Consider the following 21806-nt stretch of genomic DNA (forward strand, 5'->3'; position numbering starts at 1 on the left):
CCAGCCCGGCGGCTTGCTCAGTTGTCCAGCGTCTTCGATCCGCTGGCGTGGTTCTTGATGATCAGCATGATGTTGCGAACGTAGATCACCGTGGCAAAGGCCTGACCGAGGATGATCACCGGCTCGCGCTTGGCGATGCCATAGACCAGGGTCATCAATCCGCCGGCCATCGAGAAGAACCAGAATGCCATCGGCACGACGCTCTGTCCGGCGCGCTCGCTGGAAATCCACTGCACCAGAAAGCGCGCGGTGAACAAGAGCTGCGCAACCAAACCGAAGGCGAGCCAGAAATCGAACTTGGCGACGAACACGTCGTAAAGATAGTCGCCCAGCGTCTGGCCATAGTGAATGAGCATTATTTGAACTCGGTTGCGACCGGCGTCGCGCGCTTGCGGCGGATCAGCCACCAGACGCCGGCCAGATCCATGATGCCGATCCACAGCCGGTCGAAGAAGCCGTAGTTGGAGACGCCCGAATGGCGCGGGCGGTCGGTGACATCGACATAGGCGATATCAAAACCTTCGCGGCGCACCAGCGCCGGGAGGAAGCGATGCAGCCCGTCGAAATACGGCAGCGACAGAAATACATCTCGGCGAAAGCACTTCAGGCCGCATCCGGTATCGCGCGTGCCATCTTTCAGGATCGCGTTACGCACCGCATTGGCGATACGCGACTGCATCTTCTTGAAGCCTGTATCCTTGCGGCCGACGCGCTGCCCGGCGGCAAGGCCGACACGACCGTTGCCATTCACTACGGCAGCGATCAGGTCGGGCAGGAAGGCCGGATTATTCTGGCCGTCGCCGTCGAGGGTCGCGACCACGACACCGCGTGCGGCGCGCACCCCGCTCCGCACCGCCGCCGACTGACCCGAGGATTTTGCGTGATCGAGGCGGCGGAGATTCGGACGCTGCTTCATCAGATCGGCGAGGCGCTGCGGGGTCGCGTCTGTGGAGCCGTCGTTGATGTAGATGATCTCGTAGGGCCAGCGGCCATCCAGCGCGGCGGTGATCTCGGCGATCAGAGGCGCGACGTTGTCCGCCTCGTTGCGCACCGGCACAACGATCGAAACATCAACGGTGGAAGTCTCGGAAAACGACAAATCGAGGCTCAAGGTTTGAGGCGGTCCAACGGGAACCCGGGCCGCGGGCTCAGCCTGCAGCGTCCGCTTCTTATGGGGCGAATGCCCCGCGGGCAACCCTTTTGAGGTGCTCTGGCGAGGGGCCGGCGAGCGGATCGATGGTGCCGTCGGCGCGAATGGTGAAGGCCAGATGGCGGGCAGCGAACCAGTAGCGAACGAACATCGCGCCAACCACGCCGACCAGGGCACCGGCGACCACGTCGCTCGGATGGTGTGCCAGCAGCACCAGACGGCTGACGCAGATGGCGATGACATAAACGATCATCACCGGCCGCGCCCGAGGCCACACAGCAGAGACCGCAAATGCCAGTGCCGCGCTTGCGATGGCGTGGCCGGACGGAAGACTGGCATAGCTCTCGCTCCAGGCAAACAGCGAGTAGTTGAAGGGATTGGCAACGCCGCCGACGAACGGCCGGCCACGGCCGACGATCCCCTTGATGACCTCGCCGGCCAAGACCGGCAGCAGTACGGCGAAAAACACGAATGCGAGGCGGGTCCCGCAGGCGATGAGCACCGCCCGCCCATGCCCGCGAAGCCGCGGTGCGAGCATGGCCACCAGAACGAGCAGCGCCGCGAGGGCCCATAGAAGATAAGTCGATTTGCCGAAGTCGGTCAGAATGCGGACCGGCCAAAGGCTTGCGGTGCCCCGCGGCGGCATCAGGCCGATCTCGATCGCGTCCAGTCCGACCATCAGCATGACAATGGCCACGGCGACCAAGGCAGTCAGCGCCAGCGAGCGGCGGGCCCAGCGCCTGCCGGCCTCTGCCCGACGCGAATGCGACGGCGCACGCACCAGTCGCGCAAGCGACGACCCTACGAAGGCGAAGAGCGTCGTGAAATAACCGTTCGCAGGCGTCAATGCTGGGCCGGTCGACATCCTATTCGGTGCCCTCGGACCGGAAAATGGCAATCGAGATCGCCCTGCCCTGGGAGAAATTGTAGCCTTCGATACGGGTCGCCATATTGTAGCGCAGCCCGATCGCCTCGGCGCGCTGCGCGAAGCCGCGTTCCGAGCGCGCTTCCACCAGCGCGAACCGGCAGCTGCCCTGGCCGAGGAAATCCGCCGCGCCGGAGCCGTCGGTCAGAAGCGTCGATGTCCCGTTCATGAAGACCAGGCTGGGCTCATGATAGCCGGCCGCGGCGGCCCGCGGTCCCACGCAGACCACGTTGCGCAGCGCCCGCGCGATTTCCTGGCTGGGGAACAGCGGCTTCATCGCCGGCATCACGATGCCGTAGAACGACGCGCTCATGAACAGTGCGGCGACCACCGCATTGAGCAAAGAGCGCTCGGCATGGTTGTCGTCATACATCCACCACGCCAGCAGCCCGAAGCACAAAGCGGCGCCGGCGAACGGCCAGGCCAGGAACACTGGATGGCGAACCACCATGATGGCGCCGATCAGCACGAACACCGCCGTCAGGACCGGAATCGTGAACCACCACGCCGCGCCCTTGGCCAGCCACGACCGCGACAGCACGCGGCGCTCCAGCGCGCCAACGATCAGGATGGCGATCGCCGGGTACAGCGGCAGCACATAATGCGGCAGCTTCGTCATCACCACTTCGAACACGATCCACGAGGGTATCAGCCAGGCCAGCAGGTACTGCGCGCCGGGCTCGCGTCGCGCGCGCCAGATCGCCGGCGCGGCCATACCGGCCAGCGGCGCGCCGGGCCAGAACGTCACCCAGAACAGCAGGAAATAGGCGCCGGGCGGAGCGCCGTGGGATTCCTGCGCCGCCAGCTTGCTCAGCATGTCGCCGCCGAGCGAATTGGAAAAGAACGCCTCGCCGGACTTCAGGTAAATGGCGATGAACCACGGCAGCACCAGCAGCAGCAGCCACACCACGCCCCAGCCGATCCGTAGCCGCCACAGCCATGCGGCGGAGCGGTCGAGGATCGCCAGGGTCACGACGGTCAGGCCGACGAACATCAGAATCAGCGGACCCTTGATCAGGATCCCCACCGCCAGAGCAGTCCAGAAGATCGCCGGCTCGCTCCATGACTTGCGCGCGGGCTCCTCGCCGCGCTGCCAGGGCAGATAGACCCGCGCCAGCGCGCCCATCACGGCAACCACGGTCAGCAGCAGCATGGCATCGGTCTTGGCCAGCCGCGCCTCGACGCCCAGCAGCACCGAACTGCACATGATCAGCCCGGCCAGCACGGCACCGCGTTGCGTGACGAAGGCCAGCGCGGTCCAGTAGGTCAGAAGCACGGCGCCGATGGCGCCGATGAGCGACGGAACGCGGTACAGCCAGATGCGGACGTCGGCGCGCGGGAGGCCGAGCTTGGTGGCCGTCTCGACCACGGCGGACTGCAGCCAGTAGATACCGACCGGCTTCTTGTAGCGCACCTCGTCCTGGAACCGGATATCGACGAAATCGCCGGTCTCGACCATCTGCTTGGTGGCCTGCGCGAAGCGGGCCTCGTCGCGGTCGATGGGGGGAATATTGAAGAAACCGGGCAAAAAGAACAGCAGGCCGCAGATCGCCAGAAACGCGACCGCCCGGGCATGGCCGGAGGACACATAGTCCAGTACCCGCACCAGTCCGCTGCCCGGATTGACCCGGGTTTTCGGCTCGCGCGGTGCTCCAAATCGGGGTCTTGCATAGGTCTCGGCCATCGCTGTCGCATACGCTGAAACAGTCGGCCGGACAACCAGTTAGCTTGCGCTTATTGAATTCTGACCACAACTGTGTCCGCGGCGCCCGCAGCGTCCTGAACGGTCAGCCGGACGAAGCCGGGCCCCGGCGGGTCGACCAGCCGCTGCCGCCGTCCGTCGATCTCACCCACCGCCACGCCGTTGACCAGCATCGTCAGGGGCAGTACCCCGCCGGCGACCTTGACCGGCAGCGCCGAAAACGTGCCTTCGGCGATACCGGCAGCGTCGATCCGCGAGCCGTTCAGCGGAAACTGGATGTGCAGGGCCTGCTCGGTGCCGGTCTGGATCAACTCGCCCAGCGGCCGAAACCGCCGCAGCGGCAGCGGCAATTTGGCGTTGCTGCTCACCAGGATCCCCTTTGGCGCCCTGGGCAAGGGGGCCGGCAGCTTGCCGGTGCGCGCGAAGGCATCGAACAGGATCGGTGCCGCCGCAGTACGGCCGACCAGTCCGGGGACCGGCGCGCCATCGGGGCGCCCGACCCAGACGCCGATGGTCATCCGCCCGTCAAAGCCCACCGACCAAGCATCGCGATAGCCGTAGCTGGTGCCGGTCTTGAAGGCGATCCGGTTATGGGCGGCATTGTCCGGCGGCGGCGTACCCAGCAGCACGGTGCCGACCTGCCAGGCGGCCACCGGATCCATCAATCGCAGCGTCTCGCGGTCGTCGCCGCCATTGGCCTGCATGATCTCGCGCAGCGGTCGCGCACTGCCCTGGCGCGCCATGCCGGCATAGAGCTGCGCCAGATCCTGCAACGTCACGCCGACGCCGCCCAAGCCCATGGCGAGGCCCGGCGCCTCGTCCTTCGGCAGCACCAGCCGGGCGCCGGCTTGCTTCAGCCGAGATGACAGCCGGGAGGCGCCGACGCGGTCGAGCAGCGCGATGGCCGGTACGTTGAGCGACAATTGCAGCGCCTTGCGCACCGGCACCGTGCCCTGGAACGTCATGTCGAAGTTCTCCGGCGCATAGGAGCCGTAGCGGATCGGGCGGTCGTCGATCAGACTGTCCGGGTGAACGAAGCCGTCCTCGAAGGCGAGGCCGTAGATGAACGGCTTCAGCGTCGAACCGGGCGAGCGCACCGCGCGGGTCATGTCCACCTGTCCGGCCCTGCGGTCGTCGAAGTAATCGGGCGAGCCGACATGCGCGAGCACGTCGCCGCTCTCGTTGTCGACGGCGATGATCCCGATCGACAGATTGGGCCCCAGCGCCGCGGCGCGGTCGCGGGCCAAAGATTCAAGTGTCTTCTGGATGCCGGCGTCCAGCGTCAGCCGGATCTGCGGCGTGTCCTTGACCAGCGACGTCGCCTGATCGGCGGAATGCGGCGCCAGGATCGGCATCGGCTTGCGCAGCCGCGGCACCGGCACGGCTTTCGCCTGCGCTGCGTCATCAAGCGAGACCTTGCCTTCATGGACCATGCGGTCGAGCACGCGGTCGCGCGCCAGCCGTGCAGTGCCGGGATGGCGATCCAGCCTTCGCGTCTCCGGCGACTGCGGTAGCGCCACCAGCAGCGCCGATTCAGCCAGCGTCAGGCGTTTCGGCTCCTTGCCGAAATAGGCCAGCGACGCGGCGCGGATGCCTTCGAGGTTGCCGCCGAACGGCGCCAGTTCGAGATACAGGTCAAGGATCTCGTCCTTGCTCAAGCGCCGCTCGAGCTGCAGAGCGCGCACCGCCTGGCGGATCTTGGCGCCGACCGAGCGCTGCTGCCGCGGTTCGAGCAACCGCGCCAGCTGCATGGTGATGGTGGAGCCGCCGGAAACGATGCGGCCGCGGGTGAATAACTGAAACGCCGCGCGTCCCAGCGCCAGCGGGTCGACGCCCGCATGCGCGCGGAAGCGCTTGTCCTCATAGGCCAGCAGCAGGTTGAGATAGCCGGGATCGACAGACGTTTGTGCGACCACCGGCAACCGCCACCGACCGTCGGCCATGGCATAGGCGCGCAGCAGTTTTCCGTTGCGGTCGACCACGGTGGTGGAGACCTGCTTTGCTTGTTCCAGCGGCAGCGGGCCGAGGGAGTAGACCCAGGCGGCTATCGCTGCGCCACTGAGGACGAAGACAGTAGCGACCACAACGAATGAGCGTCGAGCAATGCGCCACGCTTTCCCCAAGTCATGGCCGGGCTTGACCCGGCCATCCACGACATCGTCATCGTCACCAGAAGGCGTGGATCCCCGGGTCAAGCCCGGGGATGACACCGGAGTCGTGGCTGGCACTTCGCTCATTTCGCCTTCGTCACTTCGACAGAGCCGGTGCCGGTGCGGCCGTAGCGCGAGGGATTGTACATGTCCTCGACGTAGGCCTGCGGCAGCACATACTTGCCCGGCGATACCGCGCGCACCACGTAGGCCACCGTGAACACCGCCTTGTCATCGCTCTTGCGGTCGATGGCTGCGGTGAAACGGTCGTCGCGGAACTCGGTATGTTCGGGCTCCTCGCCGTCCTCGATCCAGTCCAGCGTGCCGGTGTCGCCGGACGATACCAGATGCGGATTGTCGATCTCCAGGCCAGCCGGCAGATAGTCGGCCACCATGATGTGGCCGTATTCCGGCTTGGCTTCGGTGATCTTCAGCACCACGGCAAAGCGGTCGTTCTGCTTCGCCTTGGTCACATCGGCAGGCTTGCCGTCGAGCGTAAAATAGCTGCGCTCGATCTTGAAGCCGTTGGATGCCGCCGGCTCCGGCGTGACCGGCGCGCCGGTGACTGAGATCACCGCCTGCACCGGCACGTCGCCGGTATTGGTGATCTTGATCGGCTGGCCCGCCATCTCCGCCGCCTTGTAGCTGCGGTACAGAGCCGTCTTGATGGGGGCGCCGTTGACGTCCAGCGACAGCGTGTTGGCCTCCTTGGCCAGCGCCCGCGATGCCAGAACCAGCCAGGCGTTCTCCTGGGTCGAGGTGTAGGGCGTGAGACCACGGGCGGCCTCGACGCGCTGCACCGCCTGGGTCAGCGTCGCCTTGGGTGCGTTGCCTTCACTGGCCAGTGACACCAATGCCGCGGCGTCGCGCAGCGCCGAACCGTAGTCGACGCGGCCGAACTGGATCACCGGCTTTGGCGCGAGGCTGTCGACCGCTGCGGCATAGACCCGCTCGGCTCGGGCGCGGTCGCCGACCAGCGCCAGCGCGGCGGCGAGCTGGGACTTGGCGATCGGGTCGCCAGCTTGTCCAGCTTGGTGTCGGCGAGATAGCGCAGGTCGCCGATCGGCGCGGTGCCGTTCTTGGCCAGCACATAGAGGCCGTAAGCGAGATCACGGCCGCCGTCCTTCTCCGGCTCCTCGGCGTTGACCACCGAGTTCCTGATCCGGTCGAGTGCGCTGCGGAACAGCACGTCCGGCACCGCAAAACCCTTTTCGCGGGCGCGGGTCAGGAAGTCCGTGACATAGGCGTCGAGCCAGGAATCGTCGCCGCCGGCCGACCACAGGCCGAACGAGCCGTTGGAGCCCTGCCTTGCCAGCAGCCGGTCGATGGAGTCCTTGATGCGCTGGTCGATGCCGGTGTCCATCGCCAGATGCGCGCCGGCGGCGAGATCGTTGACATAAAGCAGCGGCATCGCCCGGCTGGTGATCTGTTCCGAGCAGCCATAGGGATAGCGGTCGAGCGCCTTCAGGATGGTGGCGGCGTCGAGCGCGGTGGAGAACGACGCCGACAGCGACACGCCGCCGGTGCCCGGCACCAGGTCGGAGAACATATCCGAGGTCAGCGTCAGGCTCTCGCCCTTGGCCAGGGTGCGGATCGAACGCCGCGCTAGGATCTGGGTCGCGGCCTTGACGTCGAGCATGTAGTGCCGCGCCAAAGTGATGCCATTCGGTCCCTTGATATCGACATCGAGCTGCGCGGTGCCGGCGCCGCCATTGGCATCCAGCGCCAGCGCCATGGAGCTGCGCTGCTCGGCCGCCAGCCTGACGGTGGTGGCGGGATTGCCGGTGACCTTCAGCGGGCCGGTGGTCTTGACGTTGATGGTGTAATCGCCCGGCGCGCCTTCGACATTGTCGAGGTCCATGCTCATGGTGCCCTTGTCGCCGGACAGCAGAAAGCGCGGCAGCGTCGCGGTCAGCACCACGGGATCCCTGACGATTACGTCAGTGGTGGCGCGGCCGAGTTTTGTGGCGGTCCAGGCCACCGCCATCACGCGGGCGGTGCCGGCGAATTCCGGGATCTCGAACACGATCTCGGCGGTGCCGTCGGCGGCCACGGTGACGATTCCCGAATACAGCGCCAGCGGCTTTTGCGTGGGCGGCGAGCCCTGCAATTCGGCGCCGGCGGAGTCGCCGCCGGTCCTGAGCTGGCCGCGGGTACCCTGCATGCCGTCGATCAGCTGCCCGTAGATGTCGCGGATCTCCGAGGTCATGCGGCGCTGGCCAAGATAGTAGTCGTCCGGCGCCGGCGGCTTGTAATTGGTGAGGTTGAGAATGCCGACATCGACGGCGGCCACCACGATCTTGGCGTCCTCGCCGGGATTGAGCCCGCCCAGCTTGACCGGCAGCTTCAGCGTCGTGCTCGGCCGGATCAGCGCCGGCGGCGACAGCGCCACGTCGAGGGTGCGCGCCTTCTTGTCGATGCCGAACCACTTCACGCCGATGGCGCGGCCGGGCATGCGCTTGGCCGCGGTATCGAGTGGCCGGCGCAGCGTCGCCACCACATAGGCGCCGGTTCCCCAGTCCTTGCCGACGGGGATCTTGACCTGCGACGCGCCTTCCTTGACCTGCACGGTCTGCGTCGTCAGTAGCCGGTCGCCCAGCACGTTGACGGTCAGGCGTCCCGCCGAGCGGGAGTTCACCGACACGGTCATGGTGTCGCCGGAGACATATTCCGGTTTGTCGATGGAGGTCTCCAGCAGGTCCGGCGTGTCGGCGCTGCCGTCGGAATACCAGCCGACATCGAACTGCACCGAGGTCAGCGGGCCGTCGGCCTCGGTCGACTTGACGTCCAGCCGATAGCGGCCGGGCTGCGGCGCCAGGGATACGCGTGCCGGCTTGTCGGCGGCGATGGTGAGATCGCCGTCGGCGACACGTTTGGTGGACTTGACCGGCTCATATTCCCAGGACGAGTTCTGCCGGTACCATTGGTAACGGGACTCCATTTTCAGCAGCTCGTAGCGCAGGCCGTTGCGGGCCAGCGGCTTGCCGTCCGGCGACACGAAGACCACGTCGAACTCGGCCTTGTCGCCCTCGGCGACGTTCTTGTCGGCGAACAGCGGCTTGACGCCGATCAGCGCCGTGGCAGGGGCCACCGGCAGCACCAGCTTGCGCTCGACCGCGCGGCCGCCGGTCTCGGTCATGCGGATGAAGATCTGCGCCTCCTGCGGCCGCGTCGAGGACGGCGGCTTTGGCAGACTCACCGGGAACGTGGCAACACCGTTGGCGTCGGCCTCGGGCAGATCTTCAATGGGCGTACGCTCGTTGCTGGTGGTCTCCTCGTCGGCGACCCCGAACTGATAGCCGGCAAAGCCCGGCCGTGCGGCCGCCGGGGCGACCAGCAGATCGCCTTCGAGCTGCAGACCGGAGGCCGGGGCACCGTACAGGAACCGGCCTTCAACCTTAAGTTCTACCGGAGCTTCCGCTTTGATCTGCTTGTCCTTGGAAGATATATCGAATTCGATCCGGTCCGGGACGTAATCCTCGACCATGAAGGTGGTCTCGCCGACGGCGGCGGCCTTCGGATCGGTGAACACCCGGGCCCGCCAAGTGCCGGTCGGCACCGCGGAATTCAGCGGCAGCGTCAGGCTGCGGCCGCCGGCGCCCTGGTCCTGCAGCACGACGCGGCGGAACTCGACGCCATCGGGCCGCTCGATCACCATGGTCAGCGGCCCGCCGGTGACGGCATTGCCCTGCCCGTCGCGCAGCAGCGCGGTGAGATAGACGGTCTCGCCGGAGCGATAGACGCCGCGTTCGGCATAGACGAAGGCATCGGCGCCGGCCGGCACCGCGCGGCCGGAGACGCCGCGGTCGGAGAGGTCGAAGGCGTCGGTCTTCAGGCTGAGAAAGGCGTAGTCGCCCTTGTCGCCGGTGACCGTCAGCAGCGCCGGCGCAAGCCCGCCCTCGCCGCGGGCCAACCCGGCCTCGAACAGCACATGGCCGGCGTCGTCGGCCTTCCTGGTGGCGAGGATCTCGTTGTTGCGCGCCAGCAGCCGGACCTCCGCCTTGCCCACCGGATCGGTCGAGGCCAGTGAATTGACGAACACGTGGATGCCGTCATTGCCGGAGAACGCGGTCAGGCCGAGGTCGGAGACGATGAACCACTGGGTCGCCAGCGAGCCGTCGTCGTCGTCCTTGCCGGAGCCCGGCCCCTTGGCCACGGCGGTCATCACATAGACGCCCGGCTGCAGCTCGCCGATGGCCTGATCGACCGGGAATGCCGTGGTCACGTCGGCGTTCAGCGTGGAACCGGTCACCAGGTCGCCCGACCACACCTTCACGCCGCGCTCGGAGCCTAAGCTGTCGAGCTGGTATTTGCTGAGCGTCTTCTGGAAATCGCTGTCGATGACCGTGCCGATCAGGTTGCGGTCGCCGATCCGGAACACCTGCACCGACACCGCCTGGGTATTGACCGACACCAGCGGGATGCCCTGCTGGCCGGTGCGCGGCAGTACATAGGCGCGGCCGGTGAAGCGCACGAACGGCTTGCGATCACGCACATAGATATTGAACTCGGCGGATTTCGGCAGCGTCTCCTTCACGGTCGACGGCAGGCCGGCGCGCAGGTTGATGTTGTAGCGCTCGCCATGCTTGAGGCCCTCGACGCAGAGCTGTTTTTCCTCGGAGGTCAGCGCCGGCTTGTCGCTGCCGGCCAGTGCCAGGAACGGCGCGAAGTCGACCCGCTTGGCGAGATCCTCGGAGAACTGGAAACACGCGCGCGGCGAGGCGGAATCCGAGTCGACGGTGTAGTCGAGCAGCCGGAAGCCGTGGTCGTCGCGTAGTTTTTCGTACTGGCCGCGGACGTCGGCGACCTCGCGCAGCTCCAGCGACAGCCGCAGCGTGTCCAGCGCCGGGCGCCACAGCTTGCGTTCGGACATGGCACGGCCCAGCGCCGCCAGCGCCTCGGCCTCCTCGCCGGCATTGCCGGCGCGCTGATAGGCGATATAGGCGGCGGTCGAGGCCCGCTCGAGCAGGAAGGTGGTTTCCGACGATGTCGCGGGACGGATCTGGAAGATGGTCTTGGCCAGCCGCAGCCAGTTGGCGCTGTCTTCCGGCGCGATGGCCACGATCTGGCCGAGGGTGGTCAGCCCGGCGCGGTAGTCGCTGCGCCGGAACGCGGCATCGGCGTCGCTGCGCAGCGTCGCGGCCGACTTGCTGACCGGTCCAGCCTCGCTCTTGATCTGGGCCTCCAGCTTGATGGCGGAGTCCTGCAGATCGTCGCGCCTGAACGCCTTGTCCGCCGCACTTGCCGACACCAGGCCGAATGCCAGCGCGGCGCAAAAGGTAACGGCGCGAACCAAACCAATCATGATGGACTCCCTGCGTGGACCGCCTGAGGCGCGCCCAGACATGCGCAAAATGGTGACGGACTCATGACCGCCGAAAACTGCTCTTCAAACAACGCCACGCGACAGCAGCCTGACGAATCCGGCGCTGCCCCGCCTGACGGCGCATCATGCGATGCCGCCGTCGAAACGCAAAGCTGCGCCGTGCATGTGTCGCGCCGACGCAGGATTTGGTTCGGCTGTTCGCTGCCCCGGCGGGCGCTGCCCTATGCCAGTGGCACGGGACGCAGACGCAGCCCCCGCGCCTGCCGGATGCCGGCGACGGCAATGGCCAGCAACAGAAGCGACGTGGCGAGCAGCAGCACCCCGCCGATCGCCTTGTAGACCAGCACGCCGACGGTGCCGCCCGCCAGGAACGACAGGATGCTCATGGCATGCAGCCGCAGCTTGGCCCAGTACGGCGCGGCGGTTTCCCGGGGCTCCCGGCCCAGCGCCACGTCGATCAGCATGCCGATCTCTATGCCGATGTCGGTGGCCATGCCGGAGACGTGGGTGGTGCGAACGCGGGCGCCGGAAATGCGCGTCACCACGGCGTTCTGCAACCCCATCAGAAAACTCAGCCCGAGGATCAGCGACGGCCCGCGATGGACCTGCGGCAGGCCGAGATCGATGACGCCGAGGATGGCGAGAAGAATGGCCTCGGCGAGAATGCTGTAGGCGTAGATGCCGTGGATCGCCCGCCGCCGGCCGAAATTGATCAGCACCGTGGACACCACGGAGCCGGCGATGAAGGTCAACACGATGGCGAGAAAGAACCAGCCACTGAGAAAATTGCCGAGCGCGATATGATCGGAGAGCATCGACACGTTGCCGGTCATGTTCGCCGAGAAGAACCCTACCGCCTCGAACGCCGCGGTGTTCAGCGCGCCGGCGACCGCCGCCAGCGTGCAGGCCAGCCGCCGGTCGACATCGTTTCCGCGCTCTTCGCCCTGCTGTACCAACATGTCTCGTCCTCAGGCCTCCATACAACTTTACGAATGGCGGGCGCATGGCGCGGGTACGAGCCGGCGCCCCGTTTCATGCACGGCCGACGTCATGCCGCGGCAGACCCTGCGCGGAACGACGGCAGATGCGATGCAGCTTTCGATGAAGGCCGCCGAACAGGAGGTCCGCAAACCGTCAAGCACATGAGCGACGGCACAGACCGGCGACTCGGAAATTATAGCCGCATATGTCCGCGACTGTCATGCTTACCGTGAGGTGTGGGCCGGAGCGAGGCCATAACGGTAATCGCCTGCGCAACAATCCTCCCGGACGTCGCCCCGCGTTTCGACTTATCGCGCCGAGTGGCGATCCCAGCAGGAGCGGAACGGCAAGCGAAATCAAAGGGTTGGCCAGGCTCACCTTACTAAAGGCGAGCATTGTACCGTAAAGGCTTTTTCCCATAGTGGCTCACCGCTGGTGTCGGCATGACCAGCGATATCGATTGGGCACTTGAGCAACAGACCGGTTCGGCAAAAGCCAAGATGGTATTGCTGGTGCTGGCCACGCTTTCCGACGGCAGCGGCTATGTTCCCGACACCCGCGACTTCGTGGTGGCGGAACTGGCGGAAATGCCGCTCGACAGCGTGCGGACCCAGATCGCCCGCCTGCACGAACGCTGGTTCATCCAGATGCTGCCGGCGCCGGAATGGGGCTACCGCCTGATTCGCGCTGCTGACGAGCAGCCGGACCAAACCAACGTTGTCACATTCCCGGGCCGGAGGGCGGCAAGCTAATGGCCGGCGAGAGGCACGCGCGCGCAACTTTCATCTCCGATGATTTTAAGGTTTCAGATGAGACCTACGCATGGGCGCTGGATCGTCTCGGGTCCAACGAAGCCGTCGATATTTCGGTCGAGCGCTTCCGAAACCATTTCCTTCAACTCGCCGGACCGAAGGCGAAATGTCGCAACTGGGAAGCCAGAGCGCGAATCTGGATCGACGATGACGCGAAGAGCGGCCCTCGGCCTGAGCGTCGGCCAGCGCGAAGCAATGCCGGTAGCTCAACGGGCCGAGAGAGCAAGCATCTCGGCGCCTTCATGCAAGGCGCAGCGCGTCGCCTAGCCAGCACCGCCGGGCCGCGTGCGCTCGACCTGCAATCCGACGAAAAGTGGGATGCCGTTCTGAAGATGTACGCCAAGTGCGGGGACTGGACAAAACACACCGAGTTCGGGCCGCCACCAGACGACCCGGAATGTTTCGCTCCTCCGCACCTCCTCATCAGGCACGGCATCCCGACGGCACCCGCATCGTCAAGACGGTGGTGCTGTTGCTGCCCCGTGGCAACCGCAAAACCAGCCTTTCGGCCGCGCTGGCGCTGCTCCACACGCTCGGTCCTGAGCGGATTCCCGGTGGTGAGGTGCTGTCGGCCGCGGCCGATCGCAAGCAAGCCCGGCTCGGCTTCCTCGAAGCCATGGGCATTATCCGGGCCGACAAGCGCCTGAGCGTCGTCACCAGCGCGCAGGATTACAAGAACCGGCTGGTGTCGAAGAACCACGGGTCGTTTTACGAGGCCATTTCCTGCGACGCCGGCACCCAGCACGGCCGAACGCCAGTATTCGTGCTGGCCGACGAATTGCACGCCTGGAAGAAGCGCGACCTTTGGGACGTGCTGCGGTCCGGCCTGGTGAAGGTGAAGGGCTCATTGCTGGTGGTGGCGACCACCGCCGGCCGCGGCCACGACAACATCGCGTGGGACAAGCTTGCGCCGTATGCGCTCGATCGTGGCCGGCAGCACCCAGTCCTTGAAGGGAGCACCGTTGCGCAAGGCGCCGGGTTTGCGCGCCAACACCGGCACGTAATGCCAGGGGTCATAGGTGGTCTCGCCGCGGCCGAAAGCGCGCGGATGTTCGGCAACGATACGTCCGTCCTGGCGGATCACGATGCGGTCGGCATAGGCATGAACCTCGACCGGCCGCCCGACGGCGCTGGCCGCGACCGAGTACTTGTTGTTGTCGAAGCGGACCAGGCAGGTCTTCGAGACCGATGCCGGCACCGCATGGAATCCATCGAACCGGCCCGCATAGGGAACGAGCTTTGGCCGTTCGGCTTCGAACACCTGCCAGATCGTCTGCTCGGTCAGTTCCGGATGACGGTGGGCCTTGGTGTAGGCAATGCACTTGTCCAGCAGCCAGGCATTCAACTCGTCGAGGGTTTTGAACCGCAGCCGCGGTGTGAAGAAGCGCTCGCGGACAAGCCCTACCTGGTTCTCGACCTGGCCTTTCTCCCAGCCTGACGCCGGCGTGCAGGCGACCGGGTCGACGAGGTAATGGCTGCACATCTGCATGAAGCGGCGATTGTAGAGACGGCCTTTGCCGACGAAGATCGTCTCGACTGCGGTCTTCATGTTGTCGTAGATGCCGCGACCGCAGGTGCCCTTGAACAGCGCGAACGCCCGGTCGTGGGCGTCGAACACCATCTCCTGCGTCTCGCGCGGGTAGCACCGCACAAACAGCATGCGGCTGTGGCACAGCCGGACGTGGGCCGCCTTGACCATCACCGTCACGCCATTGAGCAGAACCACTTCGTGGCTCCAGTCGAACTGGTAGGCTTCGCCGGGCGCAAAGCTCAGCGGGACGTAGGCCGCAGCCGTCGATTGTCCACGGTCCGTACTCCATCGTCTGGCGTAACGCCGCACGGCATCGTAGCCACCGTCGTAACCGCGGCCGCGCAGTTCTTCGAAGATCCGGATCAGCGTCAGTTGCTCGCGAGCGGCCTTGGTCGCATTGGCCGCCAGCACCCTGTCGAGCTCTGCTGCCCATCGTCCCAGCTTCGGACGCGGCTGAACCGCACGCTCATACTCGAACGATGTCTCGCCCGACCTCAGCACCTTCCGCACCGTGTTCCGAGATACCTTCAGGTCCCGGGCGATCTCCTTGATCGTCTTGCCCTTGATGAAATGCTCGCGCCGTATCCGGGCAATCGTCTCCACGATCAGCATCTCCGACCACCTGCTTTGTTAAGAAGCAGGCAGCGCAACAGACCAACATTAGGGGGTCAATTTTAGACGCCGATCCCCCGGCTTAGGGGGCAATATTGCAAGCCGAATGACAGCCAAGAAGTCTTCGCGCAGATATATCGTGGCGCCAGCGTGCCTATCGGGGCGCGAGCAGATGGCTATGGTAGCGGGCTCGTCATAAGTGGAGCCACGCTCCTCGCAATGGACATGCCGGGCACGACCGCATCGACCAACTACACTGTATATGTCTGGTCAGCCGTTGCCTACACGACTACATGGAATACGGACGCGGTCCCCACGGCAATGCTGGTGAAGGAGATCATGGGGTAGCGGCGGCCGGCGTCGCAACCTCTCGCTTCGAATGGCGGGACGTTCCGACCGCGGAAGGGCAATGGACCGTGAGCGACAACAGCAACCGACCGACGAGGCAGGATCAGGACGGCGTCAAGCAATTCGCGGGGCAGTAGATTTGTCGCTGCAACTCATCACGTATTGACGACGCTTGTACAATAAATCCACGCCTTCACGTTGGCGGCTTCTTTTTGGCTTCTTCCTCGGCGAGTAACCGCAGTATTGTTGCATGGCGCACTGGGTCATTCGCGACACCCGGATCCTCAAGTAAGATCCGATAGTGCTTCGAATTTTCGTCACTTATAAAATGCTCCATTGAACCTCCGGTAGGGGTGCATGGGCTGAAGCGGCGCGCAGTTAAGCGTGGGGGACTCAACAGTCCGTAACGGATTGGCTTCTATAAGCGGAAAGCGAGCTATGAACTGACCGCGGCCGGATATGTTCCAAAATCAATTGCCGCATATATCGCGGCTGAAGGTTCCGAGTTTGTGGCTTTATTGGACGTGGTGTTTAAAATGACGCCCTGAGGGACAGATGCCGAAGAAGCCCATCACCGCTGACGAACTGATTTATATGTTTCACAAAGAATTGGTGCTTCTCTTCGACTGGGGCCGAACACCAAGTGTCGCCATCGTTCCGGACTCGCAGTACGGGTGAGCGGCGATGACATCCCGCAAGGACCTGCGCCGTTCCGAGCATCAGGCCCAAGCAACGTCATCCTGTTCTGCGTTCCCGCGAGCCTCGATCTTTAGTTCTGCATCGGGCTGCGGTCTTTGCAAGGCGGCAGCCTCGGTCCACGGCGCGCCCTCATCCATACGTCCCATTCTTCGGCCCCGTGAAGATCGCCGGCATGGCCTCGGGGCTCATGGCAAGCAGATTGCCGCACCCCGTCCCTTGCTCTTGAGTAGGAGAACATACCCCCAATTTCATTGTTGCAACTAGCAACATTTAGAAACATTATGCTGTCGCTTATTGGTTGCGTTCCGATGCGCGAACTTCGGGGGCGGCATGCATCGAAAAATTGGGACGCTTCAGGGGCTCCGCGCGTTCGCTGCGAACCTTGTTGTCATGGATCATTTAATAGGGCTTCAGAGCCGTTTCTATCCTTGCTTCAGCCCTACGTCTTGTTCGGACACCAACTCGGCCGGCTTGGGGTCGACATTTTTTTTTGTTATTAGCGGCTTTGTCATAGCCCGCGTGGCCCTTCAGGAAGACTTCAGGACTTTCGTTTTTCTTCGGATTTCGCGCATTTATCCGATTTACTGGTTTTATCTCGCCCTGACCGTTGGCTTTTTCGAATTCTGGCAACCTCATACAATCTCCGGCCCACAGCTTTTGCCTGCGATTTTGTTGGTGCCATCGAGCGCGGTGCCGATCGTGTCTGTGGCGTGGTCACTCATCTATGAAGTCTTTTTCTATGCGGTCGTTTCCCTGTTCATTGCGGCGAGAATAGAACTTCGAGCTGCATATCTGGCCTGGGCCATTGTAACAGCGACAATTTGGATCTTCGACAGTTCGGCGTTTCTAGGGTCCGTTAATACTCTCGAATTCATTGCGGGCGGCCTTCTCAGCTTATTTGCTGGCGGATGGACGGATTCGAAACTTCTAAAGCTCAATTGCCCTCGCTGGCTCGAGGCGCTGGGAGACGCCTCGTATTCCATCTATCTGTGCCATTTTCTGTTGATAGCTATTCTCGGGAGGCTTCTTTTTTCGGCGGGTTTAACCGGCTGGATCATTCCTTCGGTGCTTTCCTTCGTCATGGCCAACTTTGCGGGGCTAGCAAGTTACCATTGGCTTGAGAAACCGATACTCAGGTTCGCGCGAACTGTCCGAAATAGATGGGCGTAGCGCGTGTATTGTCACCGATCACTCTGAACCTGGACGCTCAAATGCTAAACGACCGAGAGAAAGTTATCGCTGCGTTGCGCGAGAAGCCGATGAAGGTCTTCGAAGTCATGAAGCGGACGAACATCGCCAATCAGGAGGCCTGTCAATCGCTCCTCCTCAAGATGCGAGACGAAGGCTCCATCAAGTTCGACATCAATAAAGGTATCTGGTCGGCGATTTCATGATCGCCCGCGCTTCGGAGGCGGAGCGCGCAATGGCGATCTAAGTCCGGGCTTTCGGACGCGAGAGAACGCATCTCGGCGGCTGGTAAACACTGCCCGCCAATTGAAGCGGAGTCCGGCTGAGGGTAATCGCCGGATCCCTGACACATACCGGAACTGCACCCCCTCAGGTCGTTCGGAAAGTGCTCTTATGACGATAGTCTCCAAGTCGGCGGCCACGTTGATCTAAGACAACTGAAGCGGCTCTCAGGGGTGCTTTTCTTGCGACCGTGATTTGGTGGCTTTCGCACCCGCTTCTATTTCATCCTCTCGGCCGACTACCTTAGCAATGAGATCCAGCAAGACCGCTCTTTTCTTTGGGTCAGTGGTCTCCGAAAGCTGCCTGCGCCACAAATTCAGGTTCTCATCATGGATGAATCGTTCCATAGGAAATCTCCCTGACGATCTTGGTCAGGGCTGAAAGTAACAACGAATCCGGCATTGATCCAAATCAAAATTGGCGGCACGGCCAGACGAGGATACTCACTCAGGTTGCCTTAGCGACGTGAGCAGCTTTGCCACGTCGGGCGACTTCATCGGATCTTCTGAAGCGCCGCCTTTCCTGACCAATGACTTTGGACAGCCCTCGCACCATGGGAACTCAAAAGCGCAAAGCTCCTCACCTGGCAGACACTCGCCAGCGGCTGGCTTAAATCTGCATGTGAATGATGCGAGAACGTGTTCCATGGAACTTTGTGGCATGTCCGCTATCGGACGTTGTGGTCATTTTTGCTCACTGATCAAAAATTCACAAACTGGGCCATGGCGGTCGGACGCCGGCAGCACCAAGCTGGTTACTGGCGGACTTAGCCGCTCTCCGGGGCAAATTAGGCCCCCTCGATATTTGCCTCACTCGTCGGCAACCGGGCAGACACGTTCGCTCCGGGCCGGTACGTTGCGCGATGGTAGATTTCTATTTCGAGATCGTCAGCGATGGGTCCGACCCCGTTTCTCGCCGCCCTGGTCAATTCGCCGATGCCGCAGCGGCGCGGGCAGAAGCTGCCGCGGTGTTCGCCGACTTTTCCCGGGATATTGCCGCCCAACTCGTAGCAAGCTCAGAGTGGCGCTTGGACGTCCTAGATAAATCCAGGAAGCTGATTTATCGCATCAAGGTTGTTGCTGAGGCACCGTGAGGGGGCGGTATCGTGGGAGATGCACTAGAAGACTTCAATGCGACCGAGCAGAACGACGATGCTCAGGCCATTAGCGATCTGGCGGAAGCACTCGTCCGGCTCTGCCCGCACCTGTCACCCGAATTGCGGGAGGCCACGTATCTAGCGGCACTTGCGGGTGTCAGGTCAATGTAACATTGAGACCTTATAGTCCCGGCACGCCACCACGGCCCGGCGTCATCCGGGCCACACCAGAGCGAGAGCACAAGGCTAGTTCTGTGGCCGGGATTTCCAACCGGCGGTGAAGGGCACAGCATGCTGCGTGTTGGTGTGCCAGTGCGGTTCGAAGTTCACGGCGCCGACGCCGCCGCATTCCTCGCAGAGCATATGCCGACCGATCTGAGCCCACGTCAGGCCCTGCGGTAGCGTCGCCAGATCGACTGTGACCTGGTGGCGGCAACCGCCCGTCAAGCAATGTACGCCGACCGTGACGAAGCCGTTCCGGATCCAACTCGCCGGGCCGCCGGCCTGGTAGGTCTGGCGCCACTGCCCCGGCACCTTGCGGGTGCGAACAGTCCCCCGCGGCGTCAGGACCGCGATCGGTAGATTCCGGAACGGCATTTCGCCGAGAAAGATAGCGGGCTGGTTTGTCATGGGCGTAGCCTAAGCAGGAATCGATCACCCGGACAGCCGCTAGGGCTGGATACGGTCGGCCCGCGCGTCTCTATCGCTCGGTCAAGAAATTTGGTTCTGCCATCAACATTTCTGGCGACCGGTTCGCTAATTATGCCCATAGCCCTTCGGATTCGGATATTGCTTCGATCAGCGGTGTTGCACCCTCTCGGAACGCCGGTGCATCCACTGAGGGCGGCGCATATTTGCTTGGGAACACGCGGTTATAGGATGCCTTGAAGTCGTTGACCGCCTTCGGAAGGTCATCGAGGGCGATGGCGCCTTCTTTTACGGCGACCCACATATCGTTGACGATCACGCGCCTCATTTCGGACGGCAGGTTTCGAGGCAACGCAGCCTCAGTCGCTGAATGGATTGGGTCTGGCTGAGCGGCGATGACACCTGTAAGCCTCGCCTGCAAGTTCGATCTATCATCTGATGGCAGCTTTCGCGCGCGCACCTTGCGAGCCTTTTTCACCTTCGGCTTTGCGCGGTGGCTTTCGATTACGGCTAGTCTAAGCGCATCGATCTCAGGGTAAGCCCTGCACATCGCGATGAAGTTTTTATGGCTAGTGATGAAGCCTAGCGATCCGCCTGCCGTGAACGAGCTAATCGGGCGTTTCAGCAAAAGCTGCACCATCACACGTCCAATAATTTCCTCGTTCGGAATGTGGCCGCGGTCCCAGGCCATTTTCTGGCAAATTGAGCACTTCGTGTAGGGCTTGCCGTAGCGCAGCGCGTTTGGTTCGGTCGGCAGTTCATGACCTCTTTGGCAGTGCGTGCCGCCTCTGCGGCCCTTACCTTTGTTAAACCTCGAATTCGTGTCAGCAAGGGCCTTCATTTCGGCACCCCAAGCCGGATAGGCAGCGCAATGGTATTTAAACTTAGAGGGCGTGCATACAGCAGCGCCGTGCCTCACGAGTGAACTTGTTATCGTCTGTAGCGATTTGCCTTCGCGCAGCGCGGCCTCGACACCGCGCGCTTGTGCCGGCAGCATCAACCGCGAAAAGGCGTTGGCCTCCAGCAACGGCCTTGCAATATCATTCAGGCACGGCTTGCCCTTGCATTCCGCCGGGTGCGGACATCCCTTGCATATCGCTTTGACGTGCAGCGGCGGCGGCAGCGCGTCAAGCGCGGCGCCAACAAGGGCGCGATGAGTTTCATGGGGCTGCAATTTCGACATGACCAACCTCGTCCGTTTAAAGGGATAGTTGTTCAGCGACTCTGGCGTCTCATGTTGTGATACTTGGCGCGATACTCTCGGGGCAGGATAGTACGGCTAAGCGAGTCGAGAAGACGGGAACGAACGATTTCCACCGCAAAGCTCAGGCGTCCGGAAAACGCCCCCATGGCCTGTCATCGCAGTCGTTCACTCGCGGTGGATTGAACGATAGACGGTGTAGCTGCGCTTTTGGCCAAGGCCAGCGCCGATCCCAAACATGATCGTTCCACCGATCCAGACGACGCCAGCCTCGATCTGTTGAAACACGGTGGTCGCGGCGGAGAACGTGAATAACGAACCGATCGCCGTCACAATAATCATGGCGATGCAGAAGCCACCCCATGCGGTCGGGTTCGTTTCCTCAACGATATTGGCCAACTCCCGGGCAGCCAGCGCCTCGGCCAGCTGCCGGCGCCGCGGGATCACGAAGATGGCCCGGAAACCCAGCACGATGATCGCCAAGCCGACTGCGATTCCCACGCCTATAGCGCCTCGCACCTCTTGAGCCGAAAACTCCATGCCGATCTCCCCACCCGATAGTTCCGCAACCTGAGCGGGCGCGCAAGGGGCGTAACGCCGTAACGCTTCGTTACGCTGGCGGGACGGCGACATAGGACTGGCCGGGCGGGCGGAAGGGTGAAGTCTACGAAAGGGGCCGCCAACTGAGGCACCTTACTATCTCAATGTTTCCGCTTCTTTGGCCAACCGAGCCCGCCGCTCCGCTCGCATGGTCGGAAACGGCTTTCCGAGTTGATTTGCCTTGAATCGGACAGAAACAATAGTTCGTTTTAGCGCAGCGGCTGCACGGAATGCGGACGCGCCAGATGCCAACAGAGCCTCTAAGCGAGCGATATGCTCTGGTGTCCAGTCGCTCTTTTTAGGGATGCGCATTATTAGATCGGCGCCTTCAAGTCGCTATGGAGCCACCTCGATGCCGCAGACTTCATCGGATCTGTGGCGACCGTGACAACGTGGGCAAACGTGCAGCTCTCGCACTCGAAGGACTGAACGTCGAAATTTTTTCCTGCCGGAGCGATTCGCGTGAGCGACATTCTGGCCGTGCATTTCGGGCATGGTGAATGCCCCACCAGTATTCCTGACGGGCTGCGGGAGAAAGAATGGAATTTGGGCATG

General features: G+C 63.3%; 15 protein-coding genes and 3 pseudogenes. 6 read left to right on the forward strand and 12 right to left on the reverse strand.

What is annotated here, in order from left to right:
* Positions 1-17: 17 nt before the first annotated feature.
* From ACUXVA_RS22000 to ACUXVA_RS22030, 7 genes and pseudogenes are all read right to left on the reverse strand, one after another.
* Entirely contained in the window at positions 18-356 is a 339-nt protein-coding gene (locus ACUXVA_RS22000; RefSeq protein ID WP_265078373.1) for a lipid-A-disaccharide synthase N-terminal domain-containing protein, read from the reverse strand.
* Positions 356-1111 (reverse strand): glycosyltransferase family 2 protein, encoded by a 756-nt coding sequence (locus tag ACUXVA_RS22005; RefSeq protein WP_445488088.1) that lies wholly within the window; start codon positions 1109-1111, stop codon positions 356-358. The genes ACUXVA_RS22000 and ACUXVA_RS22005 overlap by 1 nt, the downstream gene beginning before the upstream one ends.
* Before the next feature lie 58 nt (positions 1112-1169).
* Positions 1170-2015 (reverse strand): phosphatase PAP2 family protein, encoded by an 846-nt coding sequence (locus tag ACUXVA_RS22010; protein ID WP_445488090.1) that lies wholly within the window; start codon positions 2013-2015, stop codon positions 1170-1172.
* A 1-nt stretch (position 2016) separates the two neighbouring features.
* Positions 2017-3759, reverse strand: a complete 1743-nt coding sequence (locus tag ACUXVA_RS22015) for an ArnT family glycosyltransferase (protein ID WP_445488091.1) — start codon at positions 3757-3759, stop codon at positions 2017-2019.
* Between the two features lie 50 nt (positions 3760-3809).
* Positions 3810-6014, reverse strand: a complete 2205-nt coding sequence (gene pbpC, locus ACUXVA_RS22020; RefSeq protein WP_445488093.1) for a penicillin-binding protein 1C — start codon at positions 6012-6014, stop codon at positions 3810-3812.
* Positions 6011-11232, reverse strand: a pseudogene (locus ACUXVA_RS22025) (alpha-2-macroglobulin family protein). The gene pbpC and the pseudogene ACUXVA_RS22025 overlap by 4 nt, the downstream one beginning before the upstream one ends.
* Positions 11233-11474: 242 nt before the next feature.
* Complete coding sequence (locus tag ACUXVA_RS22030) at positions 11475-12212, reverse strand: YoaK family protein (RefSeq protein ID WP_265078371.1); 738 nt, start codon at positions 12210-12212, stop codon at positions 11475-11477.
* Positions 12213-12677: 465 nt separating this feature from the next.
* On the opposite strand from ACUXVA_RS22030, the gene ACUXVA_RS22035 reads away from it, so the two are divergent.
* Both ACUXVA_RS22035 and ACUXVA_RS22040 read left to right on the forward strand, forming a co-directional pair.
* Complete coding sequence (locus ACUXVA_RS22035; protein ID WP_445488095.1) at positions 12678-12986, forward strand: hypothetical protein; 309 nt, start codon at positions 12678-12680, stop codon at positions 12984-12986.
* Between the two features lie 490 nt (positions 12987-13476).
* Positions 13477-13947 (forward strand): annotated as a pseudogene (locus ACUXVA_RS22040) (terminase large subunit domain-containing protein); the annotation flags it as partial.
* Here ACUXVA_RS22040 and istA read toward each other — a convergent pair.
* Positions 13948-15189: pseudogene (gene istA / locus ACUXVA_RS22045) on the reverse strand (IS21 family transposase); the annotation flags it as partial.
* A 903-nt stretch (positions 15190-16092) separates the two neighbouring features.
* On the opposite strand from istA, the gene ACUXVA_RS22050 reads away from it, so the two are divergent.
* The 3 genes from ACUXVA_RS22050 to ACUXVA_RS22060 all read left to right on the forward strand — a co-directional run bounded on the left by ACUXVA_RS22050 (position 16093) and on the right by ACUXVA_RS22060 (position 17630).
* Positions 16093-16215 carry a hypothetical protein gene (locus tag ACUXVA_RS22050; RefSeq protein ID WP_445488097.1) on the forward strand — a complete coding sequence of 41 codons (123 nt, stop codon included), beginning with the start codon at positions 16093-16095 and terminating at the stop codon, positions 16213-16215.
* 351 nt (positions 16216-16566) lie between these two features.
* Entirely contained in the window at positions 16567-17406 is an 840-nt protein-coding gene (locus ACUXVA_RS22055; RefSeq protein WP_445488099.1) for an acyltransferase family protein, read from the forward strand.
* A gap of 89 nt (positions 17407-17495) precedes the next feature.
* Complete coding sequence (locus tag ACUXVA_RS22060) at positions 17496-17630, forward strand: hypothetical protein (RefSeq protein ID WP_445488101.1); 135 nt, start codon at positions 17496-17498, stop codon at positions 17628-17630.
* Positions 17631-17873: 243 nt separating this feature from the next.
* Here ACUXVA_RS22060 and ACUXVA_RS22065 read toward each other — a convergent pair whose 3' ends face one another.
* Positions 17874-18053, reverse strand: coding sequence for a hypothetical protein (locus ACUXVA_RS22065; protein ID WP_445488103.1), 180 nt, complete (start codon positions 18051-18053; stop codon positions 17874-17876).
* A gap of 515 nt (positions 18054-18568) precedes the next feature.
* Here ACUXVA_RS22065 and ACUXVA_RS22070 point away from each other — a divergent pair.
* Entirely contained in the window at positions 18569-18799 is a 231-nt protein-coding gene (locus ACUXVA_RS22070; protein WP_445488105.1) for a DUF6894 family protein, read from the forward strand.
* A 249-nt stretch (positions 18800-19048) separates the two neighbouring features.
* Here ACUXVA_RS22070 and ACUXVA_RS22075 read toward each other — a convergent pair whose 3' ends face one another.
* The 3 genes from ACUXVA_RS22075 to ACUXVA_RS22085 all read right to left on the reverse strand — a co-directional run bounded on the left by ACUXVA_RS22075 (position 19049) and on the right by ACUXVA_RS22085 (position 21191).
* On the reverse strand, positions 19049-19432 hold the full coding sequence (locus ACUXVA_RS22075) for a hypothetical protein (protein ID WP_445488107.1): 384 nt from the start codon (positions 19430-19432) through the stop codon (positions 19049-19051).
* 130 nt (positions 19433-19562) lie between these two features.
* Positions 19563-20633 (reverse strand): hypothetical protein, encoded by a 1071-nt coding sequence (locus ACUXVA_RS22080; RefSeq protein WP_445488109.1) that lies wholly within the window; start codon positions 20631-20633, stop codon positions 19563-19565.
* A 186-nt stretch (positions 20634-20819) separates the two neighbouring features.
* Positions 20820-21191 (reverse strand): hypothetical protein, encoded by a 372-nt coding sequence (locus ACUXVA_RS22085; RefSeq protein WP_445488111.1) that lies wholly within the window; start codon positions 21189-21191, stop codon positions 20820-20822.
* Between the last annotated feature and the right edge of the window lie 615 nt (positions 21192-21806).

It is taken from the genome of Rhodopseudomonas sp. RCAM05734, from assembly GCF_052658035.1.